Consider the following 26,698-nt stretch of genomic DNA (forward strand, 5'->3'; position numbering starts at 1 on the left):
GTGTTGTGGAGTGCTGATTGCCCCACAACACCGCCTTAAAAATTAGCCTACGGACGACCCATAGGGTTAGCTGTTTGTGCTTTTTCTAAGGAGGATTTTAACTTTTCAGCTAGAGCACCAATGTATGGCTCTGTCATAATTGTCAGATGGTCTCCTGGAACAGGATGAAGTTCTACTTCTCCAGCAGAAAACTCACTCCATCCCCACATTGGATCGTTTTTTCTATTGTCGTAAAGCAGCCTATAAATATCCACACTAGGAGCAAGTTCTATCGGCACTTCGTCACTAGCTCGAAAGAGAGTAATCTGAGTTGGATAAACCTCCTGTGGAACGTAGCAAGAAGCCTTTTGACTTGCTCTCGCCACTTTAATCAGACCGCGAATTTGCTTAACTCCTGTTTCAGGAGGGAAAATATTGACCATTTGAAATTGCTCGTTAACATAATTTAATTGCTCATCAAAAGTCAGCTGTTGGAGAAACTCGTATGATACATCAATGTTTTTTCCAAACATACGACCAAAAATGCCAGCAATGCTGGTCAACATTTTTGCACTATTCCAATCTGTATCTAGCTTATGGCTGCCAGGCTTTGGTCGCTTCGTATCTGGTGCATGCATATCTAGAATAGCTAATAGAGCTACCTCATTTCCGTGCTTTTGTAATTGCTGGGCGACTTCAAAAGCCACTAATGCACCAAAGGAATGCCCCCCTAAAAAGTATGGACCTTCCGGTTGAATGGACTTTATTAATCCAATGTAGTGGGCCGCCATATCCTCGACTCGTGTAAAAGGTTCTGATTCTCCATCAAGACCAACAGCTTGCAAAGCATAGAACGGTTGCTCTTGACCTAAATAGCGCGACAAATGATAAAAGTACAGAACATTACCCCCTCCTCCGGCTATGCAGAAGAAGGGAGGCTGATAACCAGAAGTTTGAATGGGTACTAGCGGAGACCAAGAAATATGGTCTGATTCCTCCCGGAGAACTGTTGCTAGTTTCTCAATGGTCTGACCTTGAAATAAAGTTGCTAAAGATAAATTTCTTTGAAACTGCTCTTCAATTTGAGCCATCAAGCGAATGGCAACAATAGAATCGCCCCCAAGGTCGAAAAAGTTACTTTGGACTCCCACTGGGAAAACATTAAGAACCTCTGACCAAATTTGGGTGAGCTTTAGTTCTACAAGATCCCGAGGAGCCACAAAGGTTTCTTCCTCCAGATCGTGGAGATTATCAGGCACAGGGAGAGCCCGACGGTCAATCTTACCATTCGCAGATAACGGTAGAGCATCGAGTAACATCAACTTGCTTGGGAGCATATAGTCGGGCAAGTGTAATTGTAGATGTTTGCGCAACTGAGAAATCGGATCAGAACCACCAGATGATTTTGCAGGAGAGACTGAAGAGGTTAGCCACTGTTGAGCTTGGGCTGGCTCGATTTTTCCACCTACAAAGCTATACAGTAACATTTGATGGGATTCTAGCTTAAACAAATCGCTTAACTGTTGGAAATCTAAATTCCCGATCGGACACAAACCAATACCAAACTCAGGAGCCTTAGTCATCAACAACTGCCCAATATGCCCAGCCTCCAGCAAGCAAAATCTTTCTGCTAATTCCCCATACATGGGAGCGATCGCATCAAGTTTGGCAATCAAAAACAATGAAAAAGCAGCTTGTTCAAAAATTGGCTGATTCCCTCCGTAAATCTTATCTCCTTCAGCATTAATTAGTGTACTGATAAAAACTAAGCGGTGTTGTCGAGGACAATAATAATAAATCCCTTTTTCAACTCCAGTTAAACCTTCGGATTTTATCATCAGATAAGTCTGGACTGGATAAAGATTTCCTGCTGAAGGATAAAGATATTTCGGCAGCGGTTTATTTGCTAAACTTAACTGACGCAAGCAGCTTAAAAACTGGCTAAACTCTGGCAACTCCAATGGTTGCTGTTGAAACTGTCGATAACTTTGTCGCTGGAAATAAGCTTGGGTTAGGGCTTCCTCATCAATATCCAAAGGCAAATCTATACCCTTATTCGTTGACTCCAGGTTCCTTAGACCAGGTTGCTTGAGCTTAAACTCAATTCGTTCAACTGGGTCAGTGATTATCCCCTCTTTTTCACTAGGATAATAAGCTTCTGGCAACTTTGCTTGCGTTTCTGAGGGCACAATATAAGCTACAATTTTCTTCCTGTCTCTTGAGTCAGCTATCGCATTCACCACAGCTTTATTCACTAAGGAATTCCGCATTAGTGTTGCTTCAATTTCTCCCAACTCAATTCGATAACCATTAATTTTTACCTGAAAATCTTCCCGGCCAAGGAACTCAATATTTCCATCGGGTAGATAGCGTCCTAAATCTCCCGTTTTGTATAATCGCTCCTGGGTCAGAGGATGAAGAACAAAGTGCTTGGCTGTTTTTTCGTCATCTTTCCAGTAGCCTTGTGCCAATCCCAGCCCACCTATATAAATCTGTCCTGGAACCCACACCGGAGCAGGTTCCATCCATTGATTCAGGACATGCATGGTTTGATTACCAAGGGGTTTCCCGTAAGGAATACTCCGCCAGTTAGGGTCAACTTCTCCTATCGGATAATAAATCGACCAAATTGAAGCTTCTGTTGCTCCACCTAAGCTCACTACTTCTATACCTGTCCAGATAGCTTTGATTTGCTGCGGTAAATTCAACGGTATCCAGTCACCCGATAACAAAGCAAGTCGTAGTGGATGATGCTGTGGTGTGGATTGGGCTGAAGTGTACTCTACTAACATCTGCATCAGTGCAGGCACTGAGTTCCAAACCGTAACATGGTGCGCATTGATTAACGAGAGCCAATGTGCGGGATCTTTAGCTTTTGCTGCAGTTGGTATAACAATTGTGCCTCCTGCTGCTAAGGTGCCAAAAATGTCATACACGGACAGGTCGAAATTTAAAGCAGAAACTGCGAGAACTCGGTCATCAGCCGTAACACCAAAGCGCTGATTAATGTCGATAATTGTATTAACCGCTCCTTGATGGTCAATCATCACACCCTTAGGGATGCCCGTCGAACCAGAGGTATAGATGATATAAGCTAAATCCCCAGGCTGGTGCAATCTTTCTAAGGTTCTCTGGACTCCTATGTGAGGGTTATACTCAACATATACACACTCAATTTCTTCTGGCCACGAAAGACTTTGGTACAGTGCCTCTTGAGTGACAACCAACTGGATTTGTGCTTGTGTTAAAAGCGACCACTGACGTTGTTGTGGCAACCCTGGATCGATCGGTATATAGGTGCAACCAGCCATCAATACTCCCAGCACGGCAACAATCTGTTCCCATCCCTTGTTCATAACTACAGCGATGTGAGTGCCTGTAGTTGCTCCTAGTGACCGCAACTGGTGTCCTAGCTTGACAGCATGTTGGTATAACTGTTCGTAAGTTAGGCATAATTCTGGTGCGATCGCAGCAAGTGATGCTCCTCTTTGTTTCACCTGTTGCACAAACAAACCATCCAATGTCTGCTCAGAAGTTACGGTCTTAAGTTGATTAACCTGGTTTAGTTGTTGTATAACCTCTAGCTGCTGTGGTGGAAGCAGAGTCGGATATTTTTCCATCCAGATTGTCTCATCAGTAGCTAATTGCTGAAGATAATTGCAATAGCTACTGAACATATCGTCTAGCAGGTTAGCAGGGAATAGTTCTTCGATAGCATCCCAGTTGAATAATAAAGCTCCTTCTTCTTCTCTGACTTGATGGTCAAGCCAAACTTGTGGAGTTTGAGTAATGGAATAGACCATTTCCCCCAACTGGTTGACCAACCAATCTTGTTGAGCCATGTCACTGAAACCTAGAGTGCTAGTAAAGACAACCCCCATAGCTTGATAAGTGCCTCGTTGACGTCGTAGCTCTCGCTGCACTTCCACACCACTGACATAGCGATGGTCTAAATCCTCCCACAATCTTGCCTGTAGGCGTTGGGCACGCTCAACAAACGTGGCTACTATAGAGTTGTCAACTTCTAGCAGTGTCAGGGATGTGAAATCACCAACAATCTGGTTGACTTGAGGATGTAAAGGTAGACGATTAAAGAGTGTGAGATTGATGGTAAAATTAGGACTTTTACTCCAATAAGCTAAGACATCGCTAAAGGCTGCTAGTAAGATTCCAGAACCCGTCAAATTAATTGCACGAGCTTTGCTTTTCAATTTTTGCCACTGTTGAGCAGTAAGCTTTGCACTAAATCGTTTGAACTGAGGCTGTTTAAGAGCCGCTGGCTGTTGTACAAAGGGGAGTTCTGGTGCTGAAGGAAGTGTGGCAATTCGATCCCACCAATATTTTTGAGACTGTTGGTAATGCGGTGTGTCTTTAAGCTGGATTTCTGCAAGTATATAATCGCGAAATGAAATCTCTACCTTAGGAAGCTCTGTCTGTGGGTTATAGTACATTTCCAACCATTGTTGCCCCAGAATCATTAGACTCCAGGCGTCTGCAATTAAGGCATCAAAACTTAAGTGCAAACGATAACAATTTGTATCTACCTGAGTTGCACAAAACTTAAATAAAGGCCATGATTCGGCAGCAAAAATTTCGTGAGACATCTGCTGCCGAATGGTTTCTAAATGAGCATTAACGCTATTTTTTGAATGCCGACGTAAATCGAACACTTCAATCTGGTAATCCGGAACGTGACGTAAGATTTGCTGCTGTCCATCAGGCCGTACTACCACTCTCAGCATCTCATGGTGCTTGATAATTTTTTGCCAAGATTGGCTGAGATTTTCTATGTCTATATTTGGACAATCAAGCTCGACGTAAATATGACTAGATATATTTCCGAGTTCAAAAGTATCATTTCGTCCCACCCAATAAGCTTGTTGTATTTCTGTCAGTGGGAAGGGTTGGTGAAGCTCAGATGGTGCAGCAATAGCTGTTGGCAGGTCTAAATTTGAGGCTTTGAGCTGGGATGGTTCTTCTTGAATTAATTGACTTATAATTCGATCGAGTTGGGCTACAGTTGGAGATTCAAATAATCTCCGAAGAGGTAGTTCCACTGCAAAGACTTGCCGTAGACGGGTAATCAATTGGGTGGCGATTAGTGAGTGGCCACCTAGTTCAAAAAAGTTATCATTTAATCCAACTGTTGGGACTTTCAGCACTGCTGCGAAGATGTCGGAGATAGTTTTCTCGGTGACAGTCCGAGGAGGAACATATTCTTTTGAGTAAATCAGTTGTTCTTCTACTGGTGGGAGTGCTTTCAGGTCTATTTTGCCGTTCGGTGTTAACGGTAGGGTGTCTAAAGTTACAAATGCAGAAGGCACCATGTATTCTGGCAGCTTCTGTCTGAGAAATTCGCGCAGTTGATTAGTACTGAGTGATTCATCCTCACTGACTACATAGGCTACTAAGCGTTTGTTACTAGGAAGATCTTCTGTTGCGATCACTACAGCGTGTTGGATTTGTGGGTGGGTGCTCAGTAAGGCTTCAATTTCTCGTGGTTCGATGCGGAAGCCCCTCACCTTAACTTGGCGATCGATACGACCAAGGAATTCGATGTTACCATCACTTAAATAGCGAGCGAGGTCTCCTGTTTTGTAAAGGCGATCTGATTGGGAATTGGAGAAGGGATTAGGGATAAATTTTTCTTGGGTTAGCTCAGGCCGGTTGAGGTAGCCTCTAGCTAAACCATCACCTCCGATGTATAGCTCTCCAGGTACGCCTATGGGTAATGGTTGTAGGTGTTTGTCTAGGATGTAGATTTGGGTGTTAGCGATCGGGCAACCAATGGGTACAGAAGTCCCATTCACTCTTGATTGTTTGACCAGATAACAGCAGGTGAAAGTCGTATTTTCTGTAGGACCATAACCATTTATTAATTTACATTCTGGTAAAAACTCAACTACCTTTTGTACATGAGGTGGCGATAAAACGTCACCACCTGCCAACAATTGCTTCACAGATTTTAATCGATCCAAATGTTGCTCTACCATTAAATTAAATAGAGCTGCCGTTAGCCATAAAGTTGTGACTTTGTATTTCTCAATAAACCCTGCAATCTCTTCTAAAGTAGGAGTATGAGCGTACATTATCACTAACTTAGCTCCATTGAGTAAGCTCCCCCAAATTTCAAAGGTTGAAGCGTCAAAGGAAATAGGAGCTAGTTGTAAAAACACTTCTTGAGAAGTGAAGCTAGCGTAATTAGTTTCTTTAACTAACCGTACTACTCCCTGATGAATAACACTAACCCCCTTGGGAACTCCAGTAGAACCAGAAGTGTAAATGACATAAGCTAAATTATCGGAACATACCCCAACATCAAGATTATCCTGAGTGTTTTGCTCAATTTCTTGCCAATCTCTATCCAAACAAACCACCTGAGCTTGGTTTAGTGGTAAAGATTCGAGCAAAGATTCTTGAGTCAACAACACCTTAACATCCGAATCCGCTAACATATAACTCAAGCGTTCCTGGGGATAATTGGAGTCCAAAGGAACATAAGCACCACCAGCCTTAAGTATTCCCAACAGTCCTACCATCATTTCAATGGAACGCTCCACGCAAATTCCTACCAGCTCCTCTGGTTTAACTCCCATGCTTTGTAGGTGATTCGCTAGTTGATTGGCTCTTTGATTTAATTGGTGATAAGTTAATTGTTCCTGCCCAAACACTACTGCCACTGCATCTGGGGTTTTCTCCACCTGCTGTTCAAACAATTGATGGATACATTTATCTGTTGGATATTCCCTTGCAGTATCATTCCATTCAATTAACAATTGATGGCGTTCTGCTTCACTCAGTAAGGGAACTTCGTCAACTGTAAGTTGAGGATTAGCTACGATCTCTGACAACAAGTTCTCGAAATGATTAGCCATACGTTTGATGGTTGAATCATCAAACAAGTCTGTGTTGTACTCCCACGAGCCTACCAATCCTTCTTTAGTTTGAGTCATTGATAGAGTTAGATCGAACTTGGCAATAGTATATTCGTATTCTAGTTCGCTTATAGTTATGCCTGGTAATTTCAACTCGCCCATGGGAGCATTTTGCAAGACAAACATCACCTGAAATAAGGGTGAATAACTTAAAGAACGTTGTGGTTGTAAGGCTTCCACTACTTTTTCAAAAGGAATATCCTGATATTCATAAGCCTTCAGCGTAGTTGTTTTAACTTGTTCGAGCAGAGTCTCAAAACTAGGGTCGTCTTCAAAACGAGTTCTCAACACTAAGGTATTCGCGAAGAAACCAATTAAAGATTCAATTTCAATGTAATTTCGATTGGCAATAATTGAGCCAATTAAAATATCTGATTGACCGCTGTAACGATATAGTAAAGTTGCAAACGCTGCCTGCAAGGTCATAAATAACGTAGTTCCCAACTGGCAGGAAAGAATTTGCAGCTTGTCAGTTAAATCAGTATTTATACAAAAACGTTGGGTTTTACCTCGGTAAGTCTGTACAGAAGGACGTGGGCGATCGGTGGGTAAGTCAAGTAGTTCTGGCGCCCCATTTAACGCCTGTTTCCAGTAATCAATATAAGCTTCTCGTACCTGACCATTTATCCATTCTCTTTGCCACACTGAAAAGTCAGCATACTGAATTTCTAATTCTGACAAAGGAGATGGTTCGCCCCCATTAAAAGCTTGGTACAAGCTTGATAGTTCTTCGATCAATACTCCTATTGACCATAAGTCGGAGATAATGTGATGCATCGTTAATAATAATGCATACTCTTTCTCGTCTAAGCACAGTAAACTACATCTAATTAGGGGGGCACTCTCTAAATTAAACGGCGCGATCGCTTCTTGTTGTACATATTGGTATAAAGCAGATTCTCTTTCTTTTGCCTCTAGTTGCTGTAGATCGACTAAGTTTATTTTGATAGTGGTTTCTGGTTCAATAACTTGCCAAGGTCTACCGTCAACAGTCCTAAAACTGGTCTGTAATATCTCGTGACGATGCACTATTTCTGATAAGGCTTGCTCAAAAGCTTTGAGATTTAAATCCCCACTAATCCGAACTGCTCCTGGTATATTATAAGTTGGGCTTGTTCCCTCTAATTGAGCCAGGAACCACAGCCTCTCTTGAGACCAAGAAAGAGGTAATTCTCCCTTCTTATTTCTTGGTTTGATTGGAGGCGGAGTGAATTGATCTCCATCTCTTCTTAACTGTATTATTTTTCCATCTAATTGCTTTACAGTGGGTGATTCAAAGATCGCCCGGAGAGGAATTTCTATTTCAAAGCTTTGCCTAAGTCGGGAGATTAACTGGGTTGCTAATAGGGAATGTCCTCCCAATTCAAAGAAGTTATCATATATTCCTACATTTACTCGTCCAAGAACTGAAGTGAAAACATTAGCTATTATTTCTTGATTTGGCGTGCTTGGTGCTATGTATTCCTCTTCTAGACTCAAGTCAACATTAACTGCTAGTAATGCTTTGCGGTCTATTTTACCGTTGGGAGTTAACGGTAAAGTCTCTAAAGTCATAAAAGCAGAAGGTACCATGTATTCTGGTAGCTTTTGTTTCAGAAACTCACGCAGTTGGTTAGTCTTTAGTAATTTATCGTCACTAACGATATAGGCTATCAAGCGTTTATTCCCAAGTGGATCTTCCTGTGCAATCACTACACTTTCTTTAATTTGGGAGTGGCTATTAAGAATCGATTCGATTTCCCCAAGTTCGATTCGGAATCCCCTTAATTTCACTTGATTATCAATGCGACCGATAAATTCTATATTACCATCACTTAAGTAGCGGGCTAAGTCACCTGTTTTGTAAAGGAATTCCGATCTGCTATTATAAAATGGATTTGGGATAAATTTTTCTGAAGTTAGTTCTGGACGATTAAAATATCCTCTGCCTAAACCCTCACCTCCAATATACAATTCTCCAGCTATACCAACAGGGACTGGCTGTAGATGTGAGTCTAGAATATAAATTTGGGTGTTAGCTATTGGTCCACCGATAGACAGAGGAACATATCCATTTTTCGCTGCTGTAGTGCTAGCGGGTACCTGGTAAATTGCAGACCAGATAGTTGTCTCTGTTGGACCATACAGATTCCATAATTCGCTACCAGTTGCTATAATTCGATCGGCTAGTTGAGCTGTTAATGCTTCACCACCACATAACACTTTTAGGGGATAATCGGAAGACCAACCAGCAGTTAAGAGCATTTGCCAAGTAGCTGGTGTTGCCTGCATAACAGTAATCTTGGACTTTAATAATGCAGATAATAGGCTATCTGCATTAGTGCTAATTTCACGAGAGGTGACAACAACTTTTGCTCCTACTGTTAAAGGCAGATAGATCTCAAGGGCTGCAATATCAAAGGCAATAGTAGTAACTGCACAGACAGTATCTTCCTGGTCTAAACCTGGAAAATCACTCATAGAATTCAAAAAATTAACCACATTCTTATGGCAAATTTGAACGCCCTTGGGAACACCTGTAGAACCAGAGGTGTAAATAACATAAGCTAAATTACTTGAATTTACTTCAATCTCAAGGTTCTCCTGAGTATTTTGCATTTGCCAATTGGCACGATCGATGTCAACTACCAGGGCAGTCTGTACGGGTAATAACTCAACCATAGATTCTTGAGTTAACAAAACCTTAACTCCTGAATCAGCCAGCATATAACTTAACCGTTCTAAGGGATGATTAGGATCGAGTGGCACATATGAACCACCCGCCTTGAGGATTCCCAACAGTCCTACTATCATTTCTACTGAACGTTCTACACAAATACCCACTAGTACCTCTGGTCCCACTCCCAGACTTTGCAGGTAATGTGCTAGTTGGTTGGCCTTTTGATTTAATTGTTGGTAAGTTAATTGCTCGTTTTCAAAGACCACCGCTAGTGCGTCTGGTGTTTTTTCTACTTGTTCTTCAAACAATTGATGAATACATCGATCTGTTGGATATTCCCTGGCAGTATCATTCCATTCAATTAATAATTGATGGCGTTCTCTCTCACTAAGCAAAGGCAGTTTATCTATATGCTCTTGGGGAGCTTCCACGACCGCTGCTAACAGGGTCTGGAAATGTTCCGTCATCCTAGTAATTGTTTGTTCTTCAAATAAGTCAGTATTATATTCCCAGGTTCCTATCAGCCCAGATTCTGTCTGTTCCATTGATAAGGACAATTCAAACTTGGATGTCCCTGGATGTATCTGTGGCAAGGGTTTGATAGTGACGCCAGATAACTCTAAAGGCTTCACTGGAGCATCTTGGTACAGATACATCACCTGAACTAGAGGTGCGTAACTCAAAGAACGCTCTGGTTGCAGGGCTTCTACCACCTGTTCAAAAGGGACATCTTGATGGGCATATGCTGACAAAGTTACTTGACGGACCTGCCTGAGCAACTGCTCAAAACTTAAATTACCTTGCAGGTTCATCCTTAAGGGTAGAGTATTAGCGAAAAAGCCAATCAGGGATTCTACTTCTGAATAGTTGCGGTTAGCAATTAGCGAACCAATCACCATATCATTCTGAGCACTGTAGCGAAACAGAAACACAGCAAACACTGCGAACGTTGTCATAAAAAGGGTGGTTTCCGAATGCTGGCTAAGTTCTTGAAGTTGCTTAGTCAAGTGTTGGCCAACAGCAAAGGTTTGAATGTTACCCTCGTAAGTCTGTATTGGTGGCCTTGATTTATCGATCGGCAACTGCAACAAGGCAGGAGCATTAGCTAATTGCTGTTTCCAGTATTCCAGTTGCTTGTGTTGTAATTCCGCTGATAACCATTGTCTTTGCCAAGAAGCAAAGTCAGCATACTGGATAGATACCTCGGATAAAGGGGAGGGTTTGCCCTGACTGTAAGCCTCATACAGTACTGATAATTCTTCAACTAATATTCCACCTGACCAAACATCAGTAACAATGTGATGCATGGTAACCAGCATGATAAAGTCCTGCTGTGATACTTGTAGCAGACTCACTCGCAGGAGCAAATCTTCGGACAGGTTAAAGGGGGTTTGTCCTTGTATCTGGGCATACTGTTTTATTTCTGTTTTCTGTTGTGTTTTTGGTAAATGCTTCAAATCTACAACTGATATTTCCAAAGCAGTATCGGAAACAATGACCTGCATCGGTATGCCATTGACTGAGTGAAAGCGGGTTCGGAATACTTCATGGCGTCGAATAATTTCACAAAAGGCTTGCTGGAGGACTGGGATATTGAGATTCCCGCTTATTTCCATGGCTCCCTGCTGAATGTAAGGAGCTGTTGAACCCTCAAGTTGGTCTAAGAACCAGAGTCTTTCTTGAGAAAAAGAGAGGGGCAAGTTTTTGTCTCTGGGGACAACCGAAATAGCGGGTGGAATATTGCTATCTGTTTTTTGTCTAACTTGTTTCAAATACGCCAAAATTTCTGCTTTGCGTTCAGCTATCTGCCGCGATATTTCAGGTGTTAACACACCTTCAGGAGCTTGACAGCGTAATTTTTCTCCATCAGACGAAACTTGAATATTAAGTTTACGCAGTTGAGAAAGGAACTTGACAATTGTTTGATTTTTCATAATTCTATCTCCTCTATATTTATATTTGTGGTTTCTGAATATTGTATATCTTGCTCCATCCAACTAATCACTTCAATGTGTTCAACCAAACCAGCAATTGTCGGTTCTTCAAAAAAGTCAGACAGTGGTAGATCGACTTGGTAAAGTTTTCGAATTCTAGAAGTTAACTGAGTCGCAAGTAATGAATTGCCACCAAGGTCAAAGAAATTATCATTAACACCAACTTGATTTACCTCTAACTCTAATATTGTTGCCCAGATGCCAGCTAACTTCTCCTCAATAGGAGTACTGGGGGGCTGGAAACTTCTTTTTTGTACTGACACCTCACGAGCCGGTAGAGCTTTACGGTTAACTTTCCCATTTGCAGTTAAAGGGAAGACATCCATCAACACATAATCATTGGGCAGCATATACTGTGGCAATTTTCCTTGTAAATGCTCGTGTAGTTGTTGTGGAATAGATTTTTCTTCCTCTGAAGGTTTACCGAACACCTGTTTAGTTTGGACTGGGTCAATCTGGTCTCCAAGAAAACTATATCCTGGTAGCTTTGCTTTTTCAACAGAGGGCTCACTGGGGACAACATAAGCGACTAAACGTTTGTGTTCCGACTCACCAAGGGCCATAACAACAGTATCCTTGACAGTAGAATGCTCGCTTAATGCCGCCTCAATTTCACCCAATTCAACGCGATAGCCATTGATTTTAACTTGGAAATCTGAGCGCCCAAGAAATTCAATATTACCATCAGGCAAATATCGTCCCAAATCACCGGTTTTGTACAATCGTTCGTGAGTAACTGGGTGAGTAATAAAACTTGCGTTTGTCTTTTTATCATCTAATAAATACCCAGAAGCTAAACCAACTCCTCCGATATAAAGATCTCCACATACCCAGACTGGAGTAGGCTGCATTAGATCGTTGAGGACAGAAACAGTTTGATTTGCAAGGGATTTACCGTAAGGAATGCTCTTAGTTACAGGGGAAATTTGTTCGATCGGATAATAAATTGACCAAATTGAGGCTTCAGTTGCACCACCTAAGCTAACAATTTGGATCTGGCTCCACAACTGTTTAATTCGCTCTGGTAACGTTAGCGGTATCCAATCGCCACTAAGCAATGCTAATCGTAGGGGACCATGGGACTGGTTGAGCTGCCCAGACAAGTACTCAACTAACATTTGCATTAGTGCGGGTACAGAGTTCCACAATGTAACTTGGTGTTTAACAATTAACTCGTACCAACGAGCAGGATCTTTGGCATCAATCGCAGATGGGATGACCAAAGTTCCTCCAACAGCCAAGAGCCCAAAAATGTCATATACTGACAGGTCAAAATTCAACGCCGACACAGCTAGTATTCGGTCATTAGCTGTAACATTGAATCGCTGGTTGATGTCGAGGATGGTGTTTACTACTGCTTGATGCTTAATGATCACCCCTTTGGGTAAACCTGTAGAGCCAGACGTATAAATTACATAGGCTAAATCTTCTGGATTATGTACGGGGACGAAGGATATTGAATCATTTTTTCTTGACTCAAAAGTATCTACAGACAAACACTCAATTCCCTCTGGTATTGCTAGTTGTTCTAACAGAGGTTCTTGGGTCAGAACCACCTTCACTTCCCCTTGGGTCAGTAAAAATTCTCTTCGCTCCTGGGGGAGTTCGGGGTCAATAGGCACATAGGCCGCACCAGCCATCAAGATTGCCAAGACTGCAACAACTTGTTCCCATCCCTTGAACATTACTACAGCGACTAAGCTATTGCGCGAAACTCCCAGTTGTTGCAACCAATGGCCGATGTTACGGGCGCGTTGGTGTAAGTCTCCATAGGTTAAGCAGCGCTCTGGGGTAATCACTGCCAATTCTTGATAATTTTGTTCCACCTGCTGCAGAAACAAACCGTGTAAGGTTTGTTGGGGAACAGGTAGATTCATCTGGTTAAGTTTTGCAAGTTGTTGGAGTTGGGCTTTTGGTAACAGTTGAGGGTAGAGGTCTATCCAAGCAGATTCTGAGGTTGCCAGGTGTTGCAGATAATCTGTGTAACTCTGGAACATATTATCAATAACACCTTCACAGAAAAGCTCTTCAACTATATCCCACTGAAATATTAATTCGCCTTGTTCTTCAAGCACTTGATGGTCTAGCCAGACTTGAGGGGTTTGGCTAATGCTATAGACCATTTTTCCTAGCTGATTAACCCACAATTGTTCTTCCGACTCGATACCAGCCCCCAGAACGCTAGTAAAGACAACCCCCATAGCTTGATAACTTCCATAGAGGCGACGTAATTCTCGCTGCACTTCCACACCACTGACATAACGGTGGTCTAAATCTTGCCACAGTTGTTTCTGTAGCTGTTGAGCACGCTTAATAAAAGGAGTCGGTTTTGAGTTGTCAACTTCTAGGAGCGTCAGGGATGTGAAATCTCCAAGTACCTCATTAACTTGGGGATGTAAGGGTAAGCGATTAAACAGGGTCAGGTTAATGGTAAACTTAGAACTCTTGCTCCAACAGGTTAAGATGTCAGCAAAAGCAGCTAATAAAACCGTAGAATTAGTCAAATTTGCCTGACTTGCCTTGTCTTTTAATCGCTGCCAATCAACAACATTTAATCGCCCACTGCGACGTGTAAACTGGGGTTGCTCTAGAGCAACTATCTGCTTGGCAAAGGGTAATTCTGGTGCTGGTGGGAGAGTAGACAAGCGCTCGAACCAGTAATCTTGAGAACGCTGATACTGTGGTGTAACATCCAGCCCTATTTTAGCCAGTACATAGTCGCGAAATGACAGTTCCAATGAAGGCAGGGAACTTTCTGGGTCTCGATACAGTTGCAGCCAATACTGCCCCAATAGCATTAGGCTCCAGCTATCAGCAATTAAAGCATCAAAACTCAGATGGAGGCGATAGTGCTTTTCATTGAAGTGAGTGGCCTGCAACTTGAACAATGGCCATTGCTCAGAGGGTAATATTTCGTGAGACATTTGCTCCCGAATTGCCTTGAGGTGGTCACTAACTGCTGGTTCTGGCTGGTTTTGCAAATCAAAAACTTGTATTTGATAGGCTGGTACTTGTTGTTTGACTTGCTGTTGTCCGTCGGGTAACACTACGGCTCGCAGCATATCATAGTGGTCAACTAATTTCTGCCAAGCCTGGTTTAAGCGTTCTATATCTAAGTTTTCACAATCGATCTCTATGTAAATATGGCTAGCAACATTACCTAAATCAAAGGCTTGATTGCGACCTAGCCAATAAGCTTGTTGAATATCAGTTAGGGGGAAGGGTTCGTAGCGTTTTTCTGGGTCAGGTACAAGGGTTGGTAAACTGGCATCTGATTTTTGCCCTGGTAGGAGATTTTCTTTGATTATGGTTTGCCCCAGTTCACCAACTGTAGGTGCTTGAAACAGTATATGCAGAGAAATTTCTTGATTAAAGACTTGCTGTATACGATAAACAACTTGCACTGCTAGCAGAGAATTTCCACCCAGAGCAAAGAAATTGTCATGGATACTAGTAACAGGCACTTCTAGTACCTGCTGGAAAATTTCAACGAGTTGATGTTCTACTTGGTTGCGTGGTTTTGTTTGTTCAAAAAGACCAATACCTGTGCTAAGTCCAATCAGCTTTTCTCGAACAATTTCTCCAGTTTCAGTTAGAGGCATCTCGGCAAGTTGTGCCCACACACAACGGCTGAGTCTGCCAAAGCGATCGCGTAATTCCAAGGCTTCTAAATGACTCACTGGTAATTGTTCTACCTTGGAGGTGAAATAAGCCGTTAACTGCTGTAGGTTTTGAGGTTCTGAGGTAATAGTTAAACGTTCAATGTTGGGTTTACTCCCATCCAAACCCACAAACAAATGACGTTGACCACGAGACAACGCGGCTAATAAAGAGCACATCCCTTGTGCCTTATTAATCGAAAAGTAGCCTTTAGCATGGGTCAAGTCTTTCATTTGATAGCCCAGACTCATGCCGATTTCATCCCACATACTCCATGATAAGCAGTAGCTTTGCAGGGTAGTATAGGTCTGCTGGTAATCGCAAAAGGCTTCCATAAAACTAGAGGCAGCAGCATAAGCACCTACAGTGGTACCGCCAAAGAAACCATTGATGGACGAAAAATGAACAAACAAACCTTGAGGATTATCTTCCAGCAGTAGTTTATGTAAGGCCCAAGTCCCAAGGAATTTGGGACGAAGAACGGCAGTGAGACTTTCTAGGGTTTGGGATACTAATAGTTGTTCGGTGAATACTCCTGCCAGATGGATAATCCCATCAAGCTGGCCTCCCCATTTGGATAGAGTTGTTGTCAATAGCTGCTGCAACTGAGCATAATCACAGATATCTACATCTTCATAAATGACTGCCCCTGGTAGTTGCTGCAATTGTTGATAAGCTTGGATTTTATTTGCCAGTTCATTTCCACTATCTAAATGAGTTGACCAAGTATTTTGATCGGGTAGAGAAGTGCGACCAACTATCAGCAACCGTGCTTGATAATTCTTAAGTAGGAAACTAGCAATTTCAGTTCCAATACCTCCCAGCCCTCCACTTATTAAGTAGATACCACCTGTTATGAAGGGTAATTCTTGCTTTGGTTCTTCTGCTAGATTTACAGATTCGATTCCACAAACCAAGCGTTTTCCGTCTCTGTAGGCTACTTCTGTTTCTTTGGCAAAATTGCCCAGTTCTTGCCGAATGTATTCCTTATTGAGTTCAACCTCTAGTACTGGCAGATCGATGTGGCGACAGTTCAACCAGGTCATTTCTTGACCAATTGTTTTCAATAAGCCCAAAACTGTCCCTTTCTCATAGGCTATCTTATCACTCGGTACTATCGACTGACTGTAACTTGATACCCACAGTAATTGCACCGACTGCTCTTCACTCCTAGATTTTTCTAATGCTTTAACTAAGAAAAGCAAACGAAACAACCCTTGCTTTTGTGACTGCTCCAGCCCTTCTAAGTGAGCAATTTCTCCTCTATATTGATCGTATTCCCACAAGCAGACAATCTGGCCAATCGTTTTGTTTTCTTGTGCCAATTGCTCTAAAAGCATCTGATAGTGTTCTGCTCGGTCGGGCACCAGACAATAATGATTGTGACTGATTTTGGTAAAGTTTTCACCGACAGACACTTGGATACAGGGCTGGTGATGTTTTTCTAATTCCTCAGATAAGACTGTTCCTAGCCCTAAAGTATCGCTAAATATTAGGGTTGTAGTTGTCTGGGAAGACAGATTAAAAACAGCGACTTTGGCTTGCCAGACTTTACGGTAAAACCAGCTTGGGATAGTATTTACATTCAATAGTAATAAATCTACCCGTTTGAGAATGGTGTTAAATTCACCTGTTTCAAAACGCTGTTTTAGTTGAGAACGTTGAATTTTACCGATCGCTGTTTTGGGAATAACGTCTCGTTCTACAGGAATCAAATAATCAGGATTAATCCCAAAACGATCCACTACTAGTAAGCGAACTTCCTTTAACAAATCTGCTTCTCGATCCCTTGCGGTTTTGGCTGGGTTAAAAAATATGGCTAATTTGTCTGTATCGCTTTCGGCATCTCTGACAGCACAAGCTGCCGTATAAGAAACTTCTACACCTTCTATTTCTTCTATTGCTGCTTCAATTTCATGACTATAGTAATTTAAACCGTTGATGATGATAATATCTTTTTGCCGTCCAGTTATTGTTAAACACCCCTGTCGCAGGAAGCCTATGTCTCCAGTATTAAACCAACCATCTTCTGTAAAAGCGTCTTGGTTTGCTTCTGTATTTTGATAGTAACCAGATGTGACAGACGGTCCTTTTACTTGTACTCGACCCGCCATTGTCTCTTTCACTATCTGGTTTTGATTATCTACTATTCTGATGGCGAACCCTGGCACTGGGGAACCAACTTCGACAAATTTTTGCTCGTCTGTAGTTGAGGACAGCAAAAATTTGGATGAAAACGTTACCGCACTTGAGGTTTCTGACATGCCCCATGCTGGATGCATCGCGCGATCTTGGAGCTGATCTTGACCTAATACTTCTAAAAATCGCCTGACGGTTTTTGCAACAATTGCCTCTCCAGCATTGAGAATAAATTGCATAGAGGACAAATCCCATCCTCGGTGATTTTCTTGTTGACTGCCAGTCTTTTGTCGATTTTCTAGTTCTTGAACAATTAGCCCATAAGCAAAGTTTGGAGCCCAAGTAATTGTGGCTCGATAGTGGCAAATCCAATCTAACCACCGTGTCGGTTCTTGCAACACCAGTTCTGTTGGAGCATGGATTTGCTGACATCCCAAATAAACGTCCCTCAGATGGAACATGACTATTCCCCCAACATGGTCGAGGCTAAACCAATTTAAGGAAATGTCTTCTTTGCTAAAGCCGTTGAATTGAACGGTTGATGCACTACGGCTTAACAAACTACGGTGGTTGTGCATGACTGCTTTGGGCATACCTGTACTGCCGGAAGTTAGCAGCAATAGCACCAAGTCCTCTGAGTTGGATTTATGCCAATTGCGATCTGCCTCTGAATTTTTTAATGGTTCTATGGGTTCTATCTGAAAGTTTTCTAATTTTAATTCTTCTGCCCACTGATGAAGTTTTGGAGCTAACTTTTGCTCTGATAGTACCAATGGCTTTCCTAGCATCTGCCAGCTATTTTGCAGCTTGTTCAAATTGCCTGTTGCGGAAATTGGTACAGGTATAAATCCTCCAAGAATACATCCCCAAAATGCACTAATAAAGTTTTGATTGTCTGCTAGTTGAAAAATTACTTTGTCTTGGGGCTTGAGACCGAGTTTTCTCAATCCTCCCAATAGTCTTTGGGCATCCTCTAATAAATTTTTATAGGACTGTACGAACTCAGTTCCATCGGGTTGGATATATACTACACCTTTAGTCGGATTCTCTAGAGCTGCTCGTTGCAGTATCTCCCCTAAGGTTTGTGCATCTGGCTCTGTTAGAGGCTCTCCTTGGCTGATGGCGGGCTGGTTTACTTCCTGTGGCAAGTTCTTGTTAACTTTGTCTATCAAGTTGTCAGTTTCAACTTGAGGAGAATCTGTACCCATTCCCTTTGGGGGCGAGGGGACTAAATCAGAAATATGTAATCTGGGAAGAGTTTTTACTTGTGGCTGAACTACCACTGCTACTTGCTCTATTTCTGGCAGCGTACGCAACTGTTGTTCCCAACGTGACACTAACTCGGAGTCAATCACCTCCAATTGGGCTAACGCTGATTCATCTATTAGTCCTTTGCCTGTTAAGGTCAGGTTAGATACTGTTACATAGGCACTTGGCAGCATATAGCTGGGTAATTCGGTCTTTAACTGGTTGTGGAGAGACTCTGACAAGAAAGATTTAGAGGTTACTACATAAGCAACTAGTTGTCGTTGTCGCATCATCACATAGCAGTCTTCCACCCCAGTAATTGCCAGTAAGGCTTTTTCTATAGCCTGCAACTCCACCCGATGCCCTTTAATCCAAGCCCAACGTTGCCCAAATCCTTGCAATTCCAGACAACCATTGGCACGAAGACAACCTCGTTCCCCAGTTTTCAATAAACTACCAAGTTCGGGATGCTCTACAAAACTAACTGGGGCTTGTTGGGTCCGATTTATGTCACTCTCAGTTAAATTGCCACCTCTAACATAAACCTCTCCTGTTACTCCTGGAGGTACTGGTTCTCCATAGGAATCTAAAACATAAACTGAAAAATCAGTCGGAAGATTTACAGGCACTACTTCTGTATACTCTCCCAACTGAGTTTGCTTGCCACTAACCTCTCCTGGATAGCCAAATAAATCCTCAAAGAATTGATAGATAAATTTATTCTGCCCCTGTTTTCTCCCCAAGTTATTTCCGACTGCTAGGCACTGCTGCCGCTCGGTTGCTGTTAGTAATGGTAATCGATCTATGTTAGCAGTCGGCTTTGTTACTATTGCTTGTAATAATGTCTGGAAATGCTCCACCATTCTGGCAATAGTCTGTTCCTCAAATAGATCAGTACTGTACTTAATAAGTCCACCAAGGGACGAGCCAACCTGTATCATTTCTAGTATGAAATCAAATTGACACTCCTTCGTTGGTCTGTCAAAGGCTTCTAACTTAAGTCCTTGCCAATCCGAAGACGTCTTCATTTCACCAGAGAGCAGCTTCCGCCATTCAGACATTTGCTGTAGCAGGAAAAAAACTTGAAAAATCGGAGATCGGCTAGGGTCGCGCTTTGGCAGCAATCGCTCTACTAACAATGCGAAAGGGTAATCTTGATAGTTTACTGCTTCTAATACAGTATGCTGAACTTTAGTGAGAAACTCCTTAAAACTTAGATTTTCCGAGGCCGACATCCTCATAACAACCGAGTTAGCAAAGAAGCCCACAATTGGAGCCTCTTCAGCCCTATTTCTACCTGACGTGGGAGAACCAACTAAAATATCCTCTTGACCTGTGTAACGATAAAGAAAGACACCAAAGACTGCCAACAATAGTGTGTAGAGCGTGATATTTTCCTTCTGAGCTAATTCTATAAGTTGCTGACTGAGTTTTTCAGATAATCTAAAATGGTAGGCTGCCCCCTCGTAGGTTTGTATGGGCGGACGTGGTTTGTCTGTGGGTAGATTTAAGCTTGGTAATTCGCCCGCTAGTTTTTGTTTCCAGTATTGCCAAAGGATTTCTCCTCTGGGGCTATCTAAAATTTTCCTTTGAGCGCGAACATAATCTTGATATGAATACTTTAGAGGGGGAAGAGATGCTGGTAAATTGGTCTGTTGAGCTTGGTACAGTTTAGGTAATTCCTGAAAGATGATGTCTAAAGACCAGCCATCACAGGCAATGTGGTGTATTGTCAGCAGTAGGATATGCTCTTGAAATGACCGCACAAACCACCTGACGCGCATCGCCGATTCTTTTTCAAGGTTAAAAGGGTGTTTGTGAGCTTCAATCACTCTCTGATTTAATTCCTCTTTACTCCAAGCAGAGGCATCAACCTGCAAAAAGTCCACGTCTTGATCGCGATGTACTTGTTGAATTGGTACTTGACCTAGCTTAGTAAATGTGCTTGAGAGCATGAGGTGACGTTGGCATAGAGCTTGAAAAGCTTTCCTCCAAGCTGTCACATCCACCTGGGAGCAAATACGAACAGGTACGGACACGTTATAAACACAACTACCAGGTGCTAGTTTCCAGAGAAACCACATTGCCTGTTGTCCGTAGGAAAGGGGATGAACATCGAGAAGATCTGGGTTGTCACACAGTAACTGTAAAATCTCTGTCTTATGTTGCTTCAGCAGAGCCAATACTGATGCAGTTGATTCTTCTTTGGGAGCATCGTAGCGTAACTGCGAACCTTCACTCCAGATCTGCCAACCTTTAATTGAAAGCTCTTGTAAAAACTCAACTAAATTCATAATTCACCCCTTACTCGTTCTATCTGGTCTGGTTCCTTTGTGTAAAGTTGTTGGTGATTTTCTCCCTCAACTTTTTGACTGAGATCAATCTCGTTCAGTTGATATTTTACCTCAGTTACTATATCGGCAATACTAAGCCCTTCTATAAATTTTACAGTAGGAATATCTATCCCTAGCTTCACTAGACTCATATTTCGCAATTCTACAGCCATTAGGGAATCAAGTCCCATACTATTTAAAGGTTTTTGTAAGCTTATTTCTGAAGCGCTTGTCCGTAATGATTTCGCAATTTCATTTTGAAAATGAGTCAATAAAATGTTTTCTATTTTACTTGGGTAAGCTGCTTTTAATTGTTCTAAAATGCTAGACTCCTGACTCTCTATTGTCTCTATTGAAGGGGTTTTCATATCCACAGTAGAGAGAGTCATCAGGTCACTAAATAGCTTTCCTAATCCCCTTACTTCATAATATTTATTAAATGTAGACCAATCTACCTTTGTCACTAGTGGTTGGATAGCATTGGTTTTTAAAAGAAAACTTAAGGCATTAAATCCTTGCTGTGGTCGTAATTCTCCTAAGCCAATCTGCTTCATCCATTGTACATAACTTTCGTCAGAAACCATTCCCCCAACACCGAGACTTCCCCAATTTATACTTAATGCTGGGAGCCCGATCGAACGACGATAAGAAGCTAAAACATTAAGAAAGTGGTTAGCTGCATCATAATGTCCGTGACCTAGGGAACCCCATACTGACGCAATCGAAGAAAAGCAGATAAAGAAGTCTAGGTTTATTTCTTTGGTTAGTTGATGAAGAACCCACGTTCCAACTGTCTTCGGGCTAAGTATCGATTCAAGTATTTGATGAGTCATCTGACTTAATTTGTGTTGGTCACTTAAACCAGCAGCATGAATAATACCCCGCAGTGGTTTTTGAACAGTATGGATCGACTTAATAATTGAGGACATTTGAGCTTGGTCGGTAACATCAGATGGGTACACTGTTACGCTAGCTCCCTTCTCTTCCATGAGCTGAATAGCTTGAACCTGTTTCCATTCATGACTCTCTTGGTCAAGGTTGGTCCAATGTTCCCGTTCGGGAAGGCCTTTGCGTCCGATTAATGCTAGCTGGCGAGCTCCTTGCTCTACCATATATTGGGCGAACTTCAGCCCCAAGTAACCAGTACCACCAGTAATTAAGTAAGTAACATCCGACCGGAACTGGAGACTTTGAGATTCTATGAAGTTCTTATGCACTAGGCGTGCGACGTAACGCTGTTCATCTCGAAAGACAATATGGTTTTCACCATTTGAATCCCCGATTTCTGCTAAAAGTTTGGCACAGGAAGGTTCCAACCCTGAATTAGGGTCTAAATCTATCATTCGTACCGACAATTCAGGATGTTCTAGAGAGATAACTCTACCCATTCCCCATAAAGGTGATTGTGCTAATCCCGATCCCGAATCCTTGATGGGAACAACAGGCTGTGCATCTCTGGTCACAAGCCACAGATGAGGCGAAAGCTGAAATTTTGCCTCGTTCAAGGCTCGAACCAAATATAATGCAGTTCCACATCCCTGTATTGAAGCTACTTTCAGGTCTTCTAGTGTTAGTTCCTCTGCTCTTGGAGTATCTAAGCTCCATAGATGCAACACTCCTTTAAAATCGGGCAGATTAGCTTTTACCTCTGTCACCAGTTTTAAGTAGTCATCAGAATTTTCCGGGTTTATAGTAAACTCATCTGATGCTATCTGTTGGTACTCCTTTCCTGGAAACACCAAATTACAGACTTGTCCGCAGGTCCGCAGTCGATTTGCCAACTGTTGAGCGATACCTTGTTGGTCTGCAAAAATTAACCATCCCTCACTGGGCGACAACGATGGAGTAGTTGCAGTTTGAGCAATAATTACACTCTGGGAAGATAGAACCTCTTCTGTTCCCTGAATATTGGGCAGGTTTACCACTTTGGGAAAACCGCTTTCTATTAGCAATTTCTGCCACTTTGATACACTTAGTAGGGGTTGATTAGGTCGTAAATCAAAATCCCTAAAATTCCACCATCCGTCTAACATTCCAGCAAATAAAGTTACCCACCGCCTGGGAGTTGTGATTTCCAACAACACCAACATCCCTCCAGGTCTCAACAACTGCCTCACATGCTCTAGAGTTTTACGCAAAGAGGCTGTAGCATGGATTACGTTAGCTGCCACTATTACATCGTACTGATGGGGTTCAAATCCTTGAAGTTCGGGATTTTTTTCAATGTCTAAGTTTTGATAGTGTATGAATGGGTAATCCTTAAATTTATCCTGTGCTTTGCTGGTAAATAAGGTCCCGATATCGGTGAAGATATATTCTGTTTGCTCTGGATTCAGATGAGGCAATATATAGCTAGTAGTTCCCCCTGTCCCAGCTCCAATTTCTAATAATCGCACCCCTCGGCTTGGAGGTAAATTTTCCAGGGCAGTAGCGATCGCACGCTGGACTAAAGTGTTGGTAAATTGTGCTTCAGGAGACTTTTCATATATTTGAGTAGCTATAGTTAAATCCCCTTCAGGGAAGACAACTTGCAGCGGATCTATAGTTCCCTGCAAAACTGCTTTCAATTGGGAACCACAACGCTCTAACATAGTTAGTTCTGCATTAGCGCTGGGAAATTGAGCAAGTAAGGTCTGATTTTTTTGTTGTAGATTGACTTTTTCAGGAGTTTGAAGTGTCACCCACTGGTTTTCGGTGTAGCGCAGAATTTCTACTTCTGCTAGCATCTCTAACAACAGGTTCAAAAGTTGTTTATATTGTGGTGCTACACCTAATCTTTGGGCTAGGGATTCAGTGGAGAAGTTTTCCCCCAATTTAAATGACCATCCCATTTTGTCAAAGGCTTGCAAGACATATTCCACACTCAAAGTTTCTAATTGTCTCACAAGTTGACTGTAGCTATCCAAGTTATTAACAGAGGCTAAAGACGACACCAAAGGTTGTAGTTTCTGGTTAATGGTCAATGGGTCTAGAAGTTCCTCTGATGGAAACTGGCTGCCAAAACTAGCTTGAGGTCGCCATTCTACTTCGTATAACCAATCCCGGAACTCTTCTTTATCTACAAAGTCAGTTGCTTTAAAGTTAGTTGCTTTAGTCCAGAACCGTTCTCTTTGGAAAGGATAAGTAGGTAATACTACTTTCTCACGGATATAATCTTTGTCAAGGCCTGACCAGTCTACCTCTAGACCTCTTACGTACAATTCCCCTAAGCTCTCTAGCAATTGTTGCCAGTCTTCGCGATCTTTGCGCAGAGAAGGCAACCAAACCCCCGTTTCCTCTGGCAAGCATTGGCGTCCCATTCCCAGCAAAATTGCCTGGGGTCCGATTTCCAAGAAAATTTGACAGCCTTCCTGGTCTAAAGTCTGCATACCATCAGCAAAGCGGACTGGTTGTCGTATATGATTCACCCAATACTCAGGAGTGCTAGTGTCATCGCCTATTCGTTGCCCAGTAACATTAGAAATTAGAGGAATCTGAGGCTTGTTGTAGGAGATTTGCCATGCTGCTACCTCAAACTGCCCTAGCATTGGTTCCATCAGCGGAGAGTGAAAAGCATGGGATACTTGCAAAAATTTTGCTTTTATTCCTTGCGTTGACACGCTGCTGTAAATCTCCTGGATGGCTTCACTTTTACCAGAAATTACTATACTGCTGGGGCCATTGAGAGCTGCGATCGCAACTTGATCGCCATAGGGAGCAATCACTTCTCGCACTTGAGATTCTGATGCGAGCAAGGACAACATCTCACCACCTGAAGGCAATTGTTGCATTAATTGTCCCCGCATTGCAATCAATTTGAGACCGTCTTCCAGGCTAAAAACCCCAGCAACACAGGCAGCGACATATTCCCCCACACTATGACCGATGACAGCATCCGCCTCTATGCCCCAAGATTTCCATAATTGGCATAGGGCATATTCCAGAGCGAATAAAGCAGGTTGAGTATAGGCCGTGTTGTATAACTTTTGGTTTGCCTCGCCAGATGTTGTAGAAGACAAATCAATATCTGGATAGAGAACACAGAGTAGTGGTTCTTCCAGATAGGGACGCAAAATTTCTTCACAGCGTTTGAGGCAATTACGAAATGTCGGTTGGGTATCGTAGAGTTGACGCCCCATATTCAGATACACAGACCCTTGACCAGTAAATAAGAACGCTATTTTCTGGCGCTTGGGACTGCATATTTGACCGGTTGGCACTGTATCTTTGCCCTCCGCAAGATCGTGCAGAGCCTTTTGCATCTCTTTTGTAGATGTTGCCGTAACGAAAAGGCGGCGATCAAAATGCGTTCTTCCTGTATTAGCAGTGAAACAAACGTCTGCCAGCTTTGCGGATGAGTTTGATTTCAGATGAGCCTGATAGCGCTCTACTAATTCACTCAAAGCCTTCTGATTTTTGGCTGAGAGAGCAAGAATGTGAGCAGGGCGTTCAATTTCATTAGCTTTGGTTTCTTGTTTGGGAGCTTCCGACAAGATCACATGGCAATTTGTGCCACCAAAGCTAAACGAACTGACCCCAGCCAAGCGAGGTTCTGTAGCAACAGACCAAGGTTGGCACTCAGTAGGTATAAAAAAGGGTGTACCTTCTAACTGAATTAAGGGATTCAGTTGTTTGAGGTGCAGGTGGGATGGTATTTGCTGATGTTGTAGTGATAGAACTGTCTTGATTAGACCAACTATTCCCGCCGCAGCTTCCAAATGACCGATATTGGTCTTAATTGAACCAATCCCACAGGAATCAAGAGGCGATCGCCCTTGACCCAGTACTGCTTTTATGGATTCAACTTCTATTGGGTCTCCCAAGGAAGTGCCAGTACCGTGAGCTTCAACATAACTAATCTGGGCTGGCGCTACACCAGCATTTTTTAATGCTTGCCTGATAACTGCCTGCTGTGAAACCCCATTGGGTGCAGTCATTCCATTACTTAGACCATCATGGTTAACTGCCGAGCCTTTGATAACTGCTAAAATATTGTCTCTATCCCGGAGGGCATCACAGAGGCGTTTGAGGACAATTACACCACATCCTTCCCCTCGTACATAACCATCGGCGTCTTTGTCAAAAGTCTTACAAAAACCGTCCGACGCCATCATCCGAGCTTGAGAAAAAGTGAGAGTGTATTCGGGGGACAAAACCAAATTCACCCCTCCAACCAAGCACAAATTAGATTCACCGCTTTGCAGGCTTTGACAGGCAAAATGCAATGCTACCAGCGATGACGAGCAAGCTGTGTCTATCGCCAAGCTAGGTCCGTGCAAATTCAGTATATAGGAGAGACGATTCGCTGCAATACCAGGCGTGATGCCAATGCCGCCATAAGCATCTATATTAAGGTGATCATTGAACACCAGTCGGCCATAATCACTAGCAACGATTCCTATAAACACACCTGTTTGGCTGTCAGCTAACTTATTTGGTGCCAGTCCTGCATTTTCCAGAGCTTCCCAGGCTACCTCTAAGACTAGTCTATGCTGGGGATCCATTGACTCTGCTTCTCGGGGAGAAATTCCGAAGAAACTCGGTTCAAACATATCTATCTGTTCCAGAAAAGCGCCCCAACGGGTGTTCATTTTTCCTGGTGTAGCTGGATCTGGATGATACAAGGCATCAACATCCCATCGATTTGACGGAACTTCAGTGATGGTATGCACCCCATGCCGCAGCAAATCCCAAAAGCTTTCTGGATTTCCAGCACTTGGAAAACGACAACCAATACCTATAATCGCGGTTGGATCCATGTAATTTGCACCT

3 protein-coding genes are annotated in these 26,698 nt (G+C 42.6%); all 3 read right to left on the reverse strand.

Features of this window, described 5'->3' with window-relative positions; genetic code table 11:
• Positions 1 to 47 precede the first annotated feature (47 nt).
• From F6K46_RS00065 to F6K46_RS00075, 3 genes are read right to left on the reverse strand one after another with little or no spacing between them, the layout of a single operon-like run.
• Positions 48 to 11,507 (reverse strand): non-ribosomal peptide synthetase, encoded by an 11,460-nt coding sequence (locus F6K46_RS00065; protein ID WP_293051240.1) that lies wholly within the window; start codon positions 11,505 to 11,507, stop codon positions 48 to 50.
• Positions 11,504 to 20,908, reverse strand: a complete 9,405-nt coding sequence (locus tag F6K46_RS00070) for a non-ribosomal peptide synthetase (RefSeq protein ID WP_293051237.1) — start codon at positions 20,906 to 20,908, stop codon at positions 11,504 to 11,506. Before F6K46_RS00070 ends, F6K46_RS00065 begins: the two co-directional genes overlap by 4 nt.
• On the reverse strand, positions 20,905 to 26,685 hold the full coding sequence (locus tag F6K46_RS00075) for a type I polyketide synthase (protein ID WP_293051234.1): 5,781 nt from the start codon (positions 26,683 to 26,685) through the stop codon (positions 20,905 to 20,907). The genes F6K46_RS00070 and F6K46_RS00075 overlap by 4 nt, the downstream gene beginning before the upstream one ends.
• Positions 26,686 to 26,698 lie beyond the last annotated feature (13 nt).

This window comes from Moorena sp. SIO3E8, from assembly GCF_010692445.1.
In the GTDB taxonomy this organism is placed as follows: domain Bacteria; phylum Cyanobacteriota; class Cyanobacteriia; order Cyanobacteriales; family Coleofasciculaceae; genus Moorena; species Moorena bouillonii.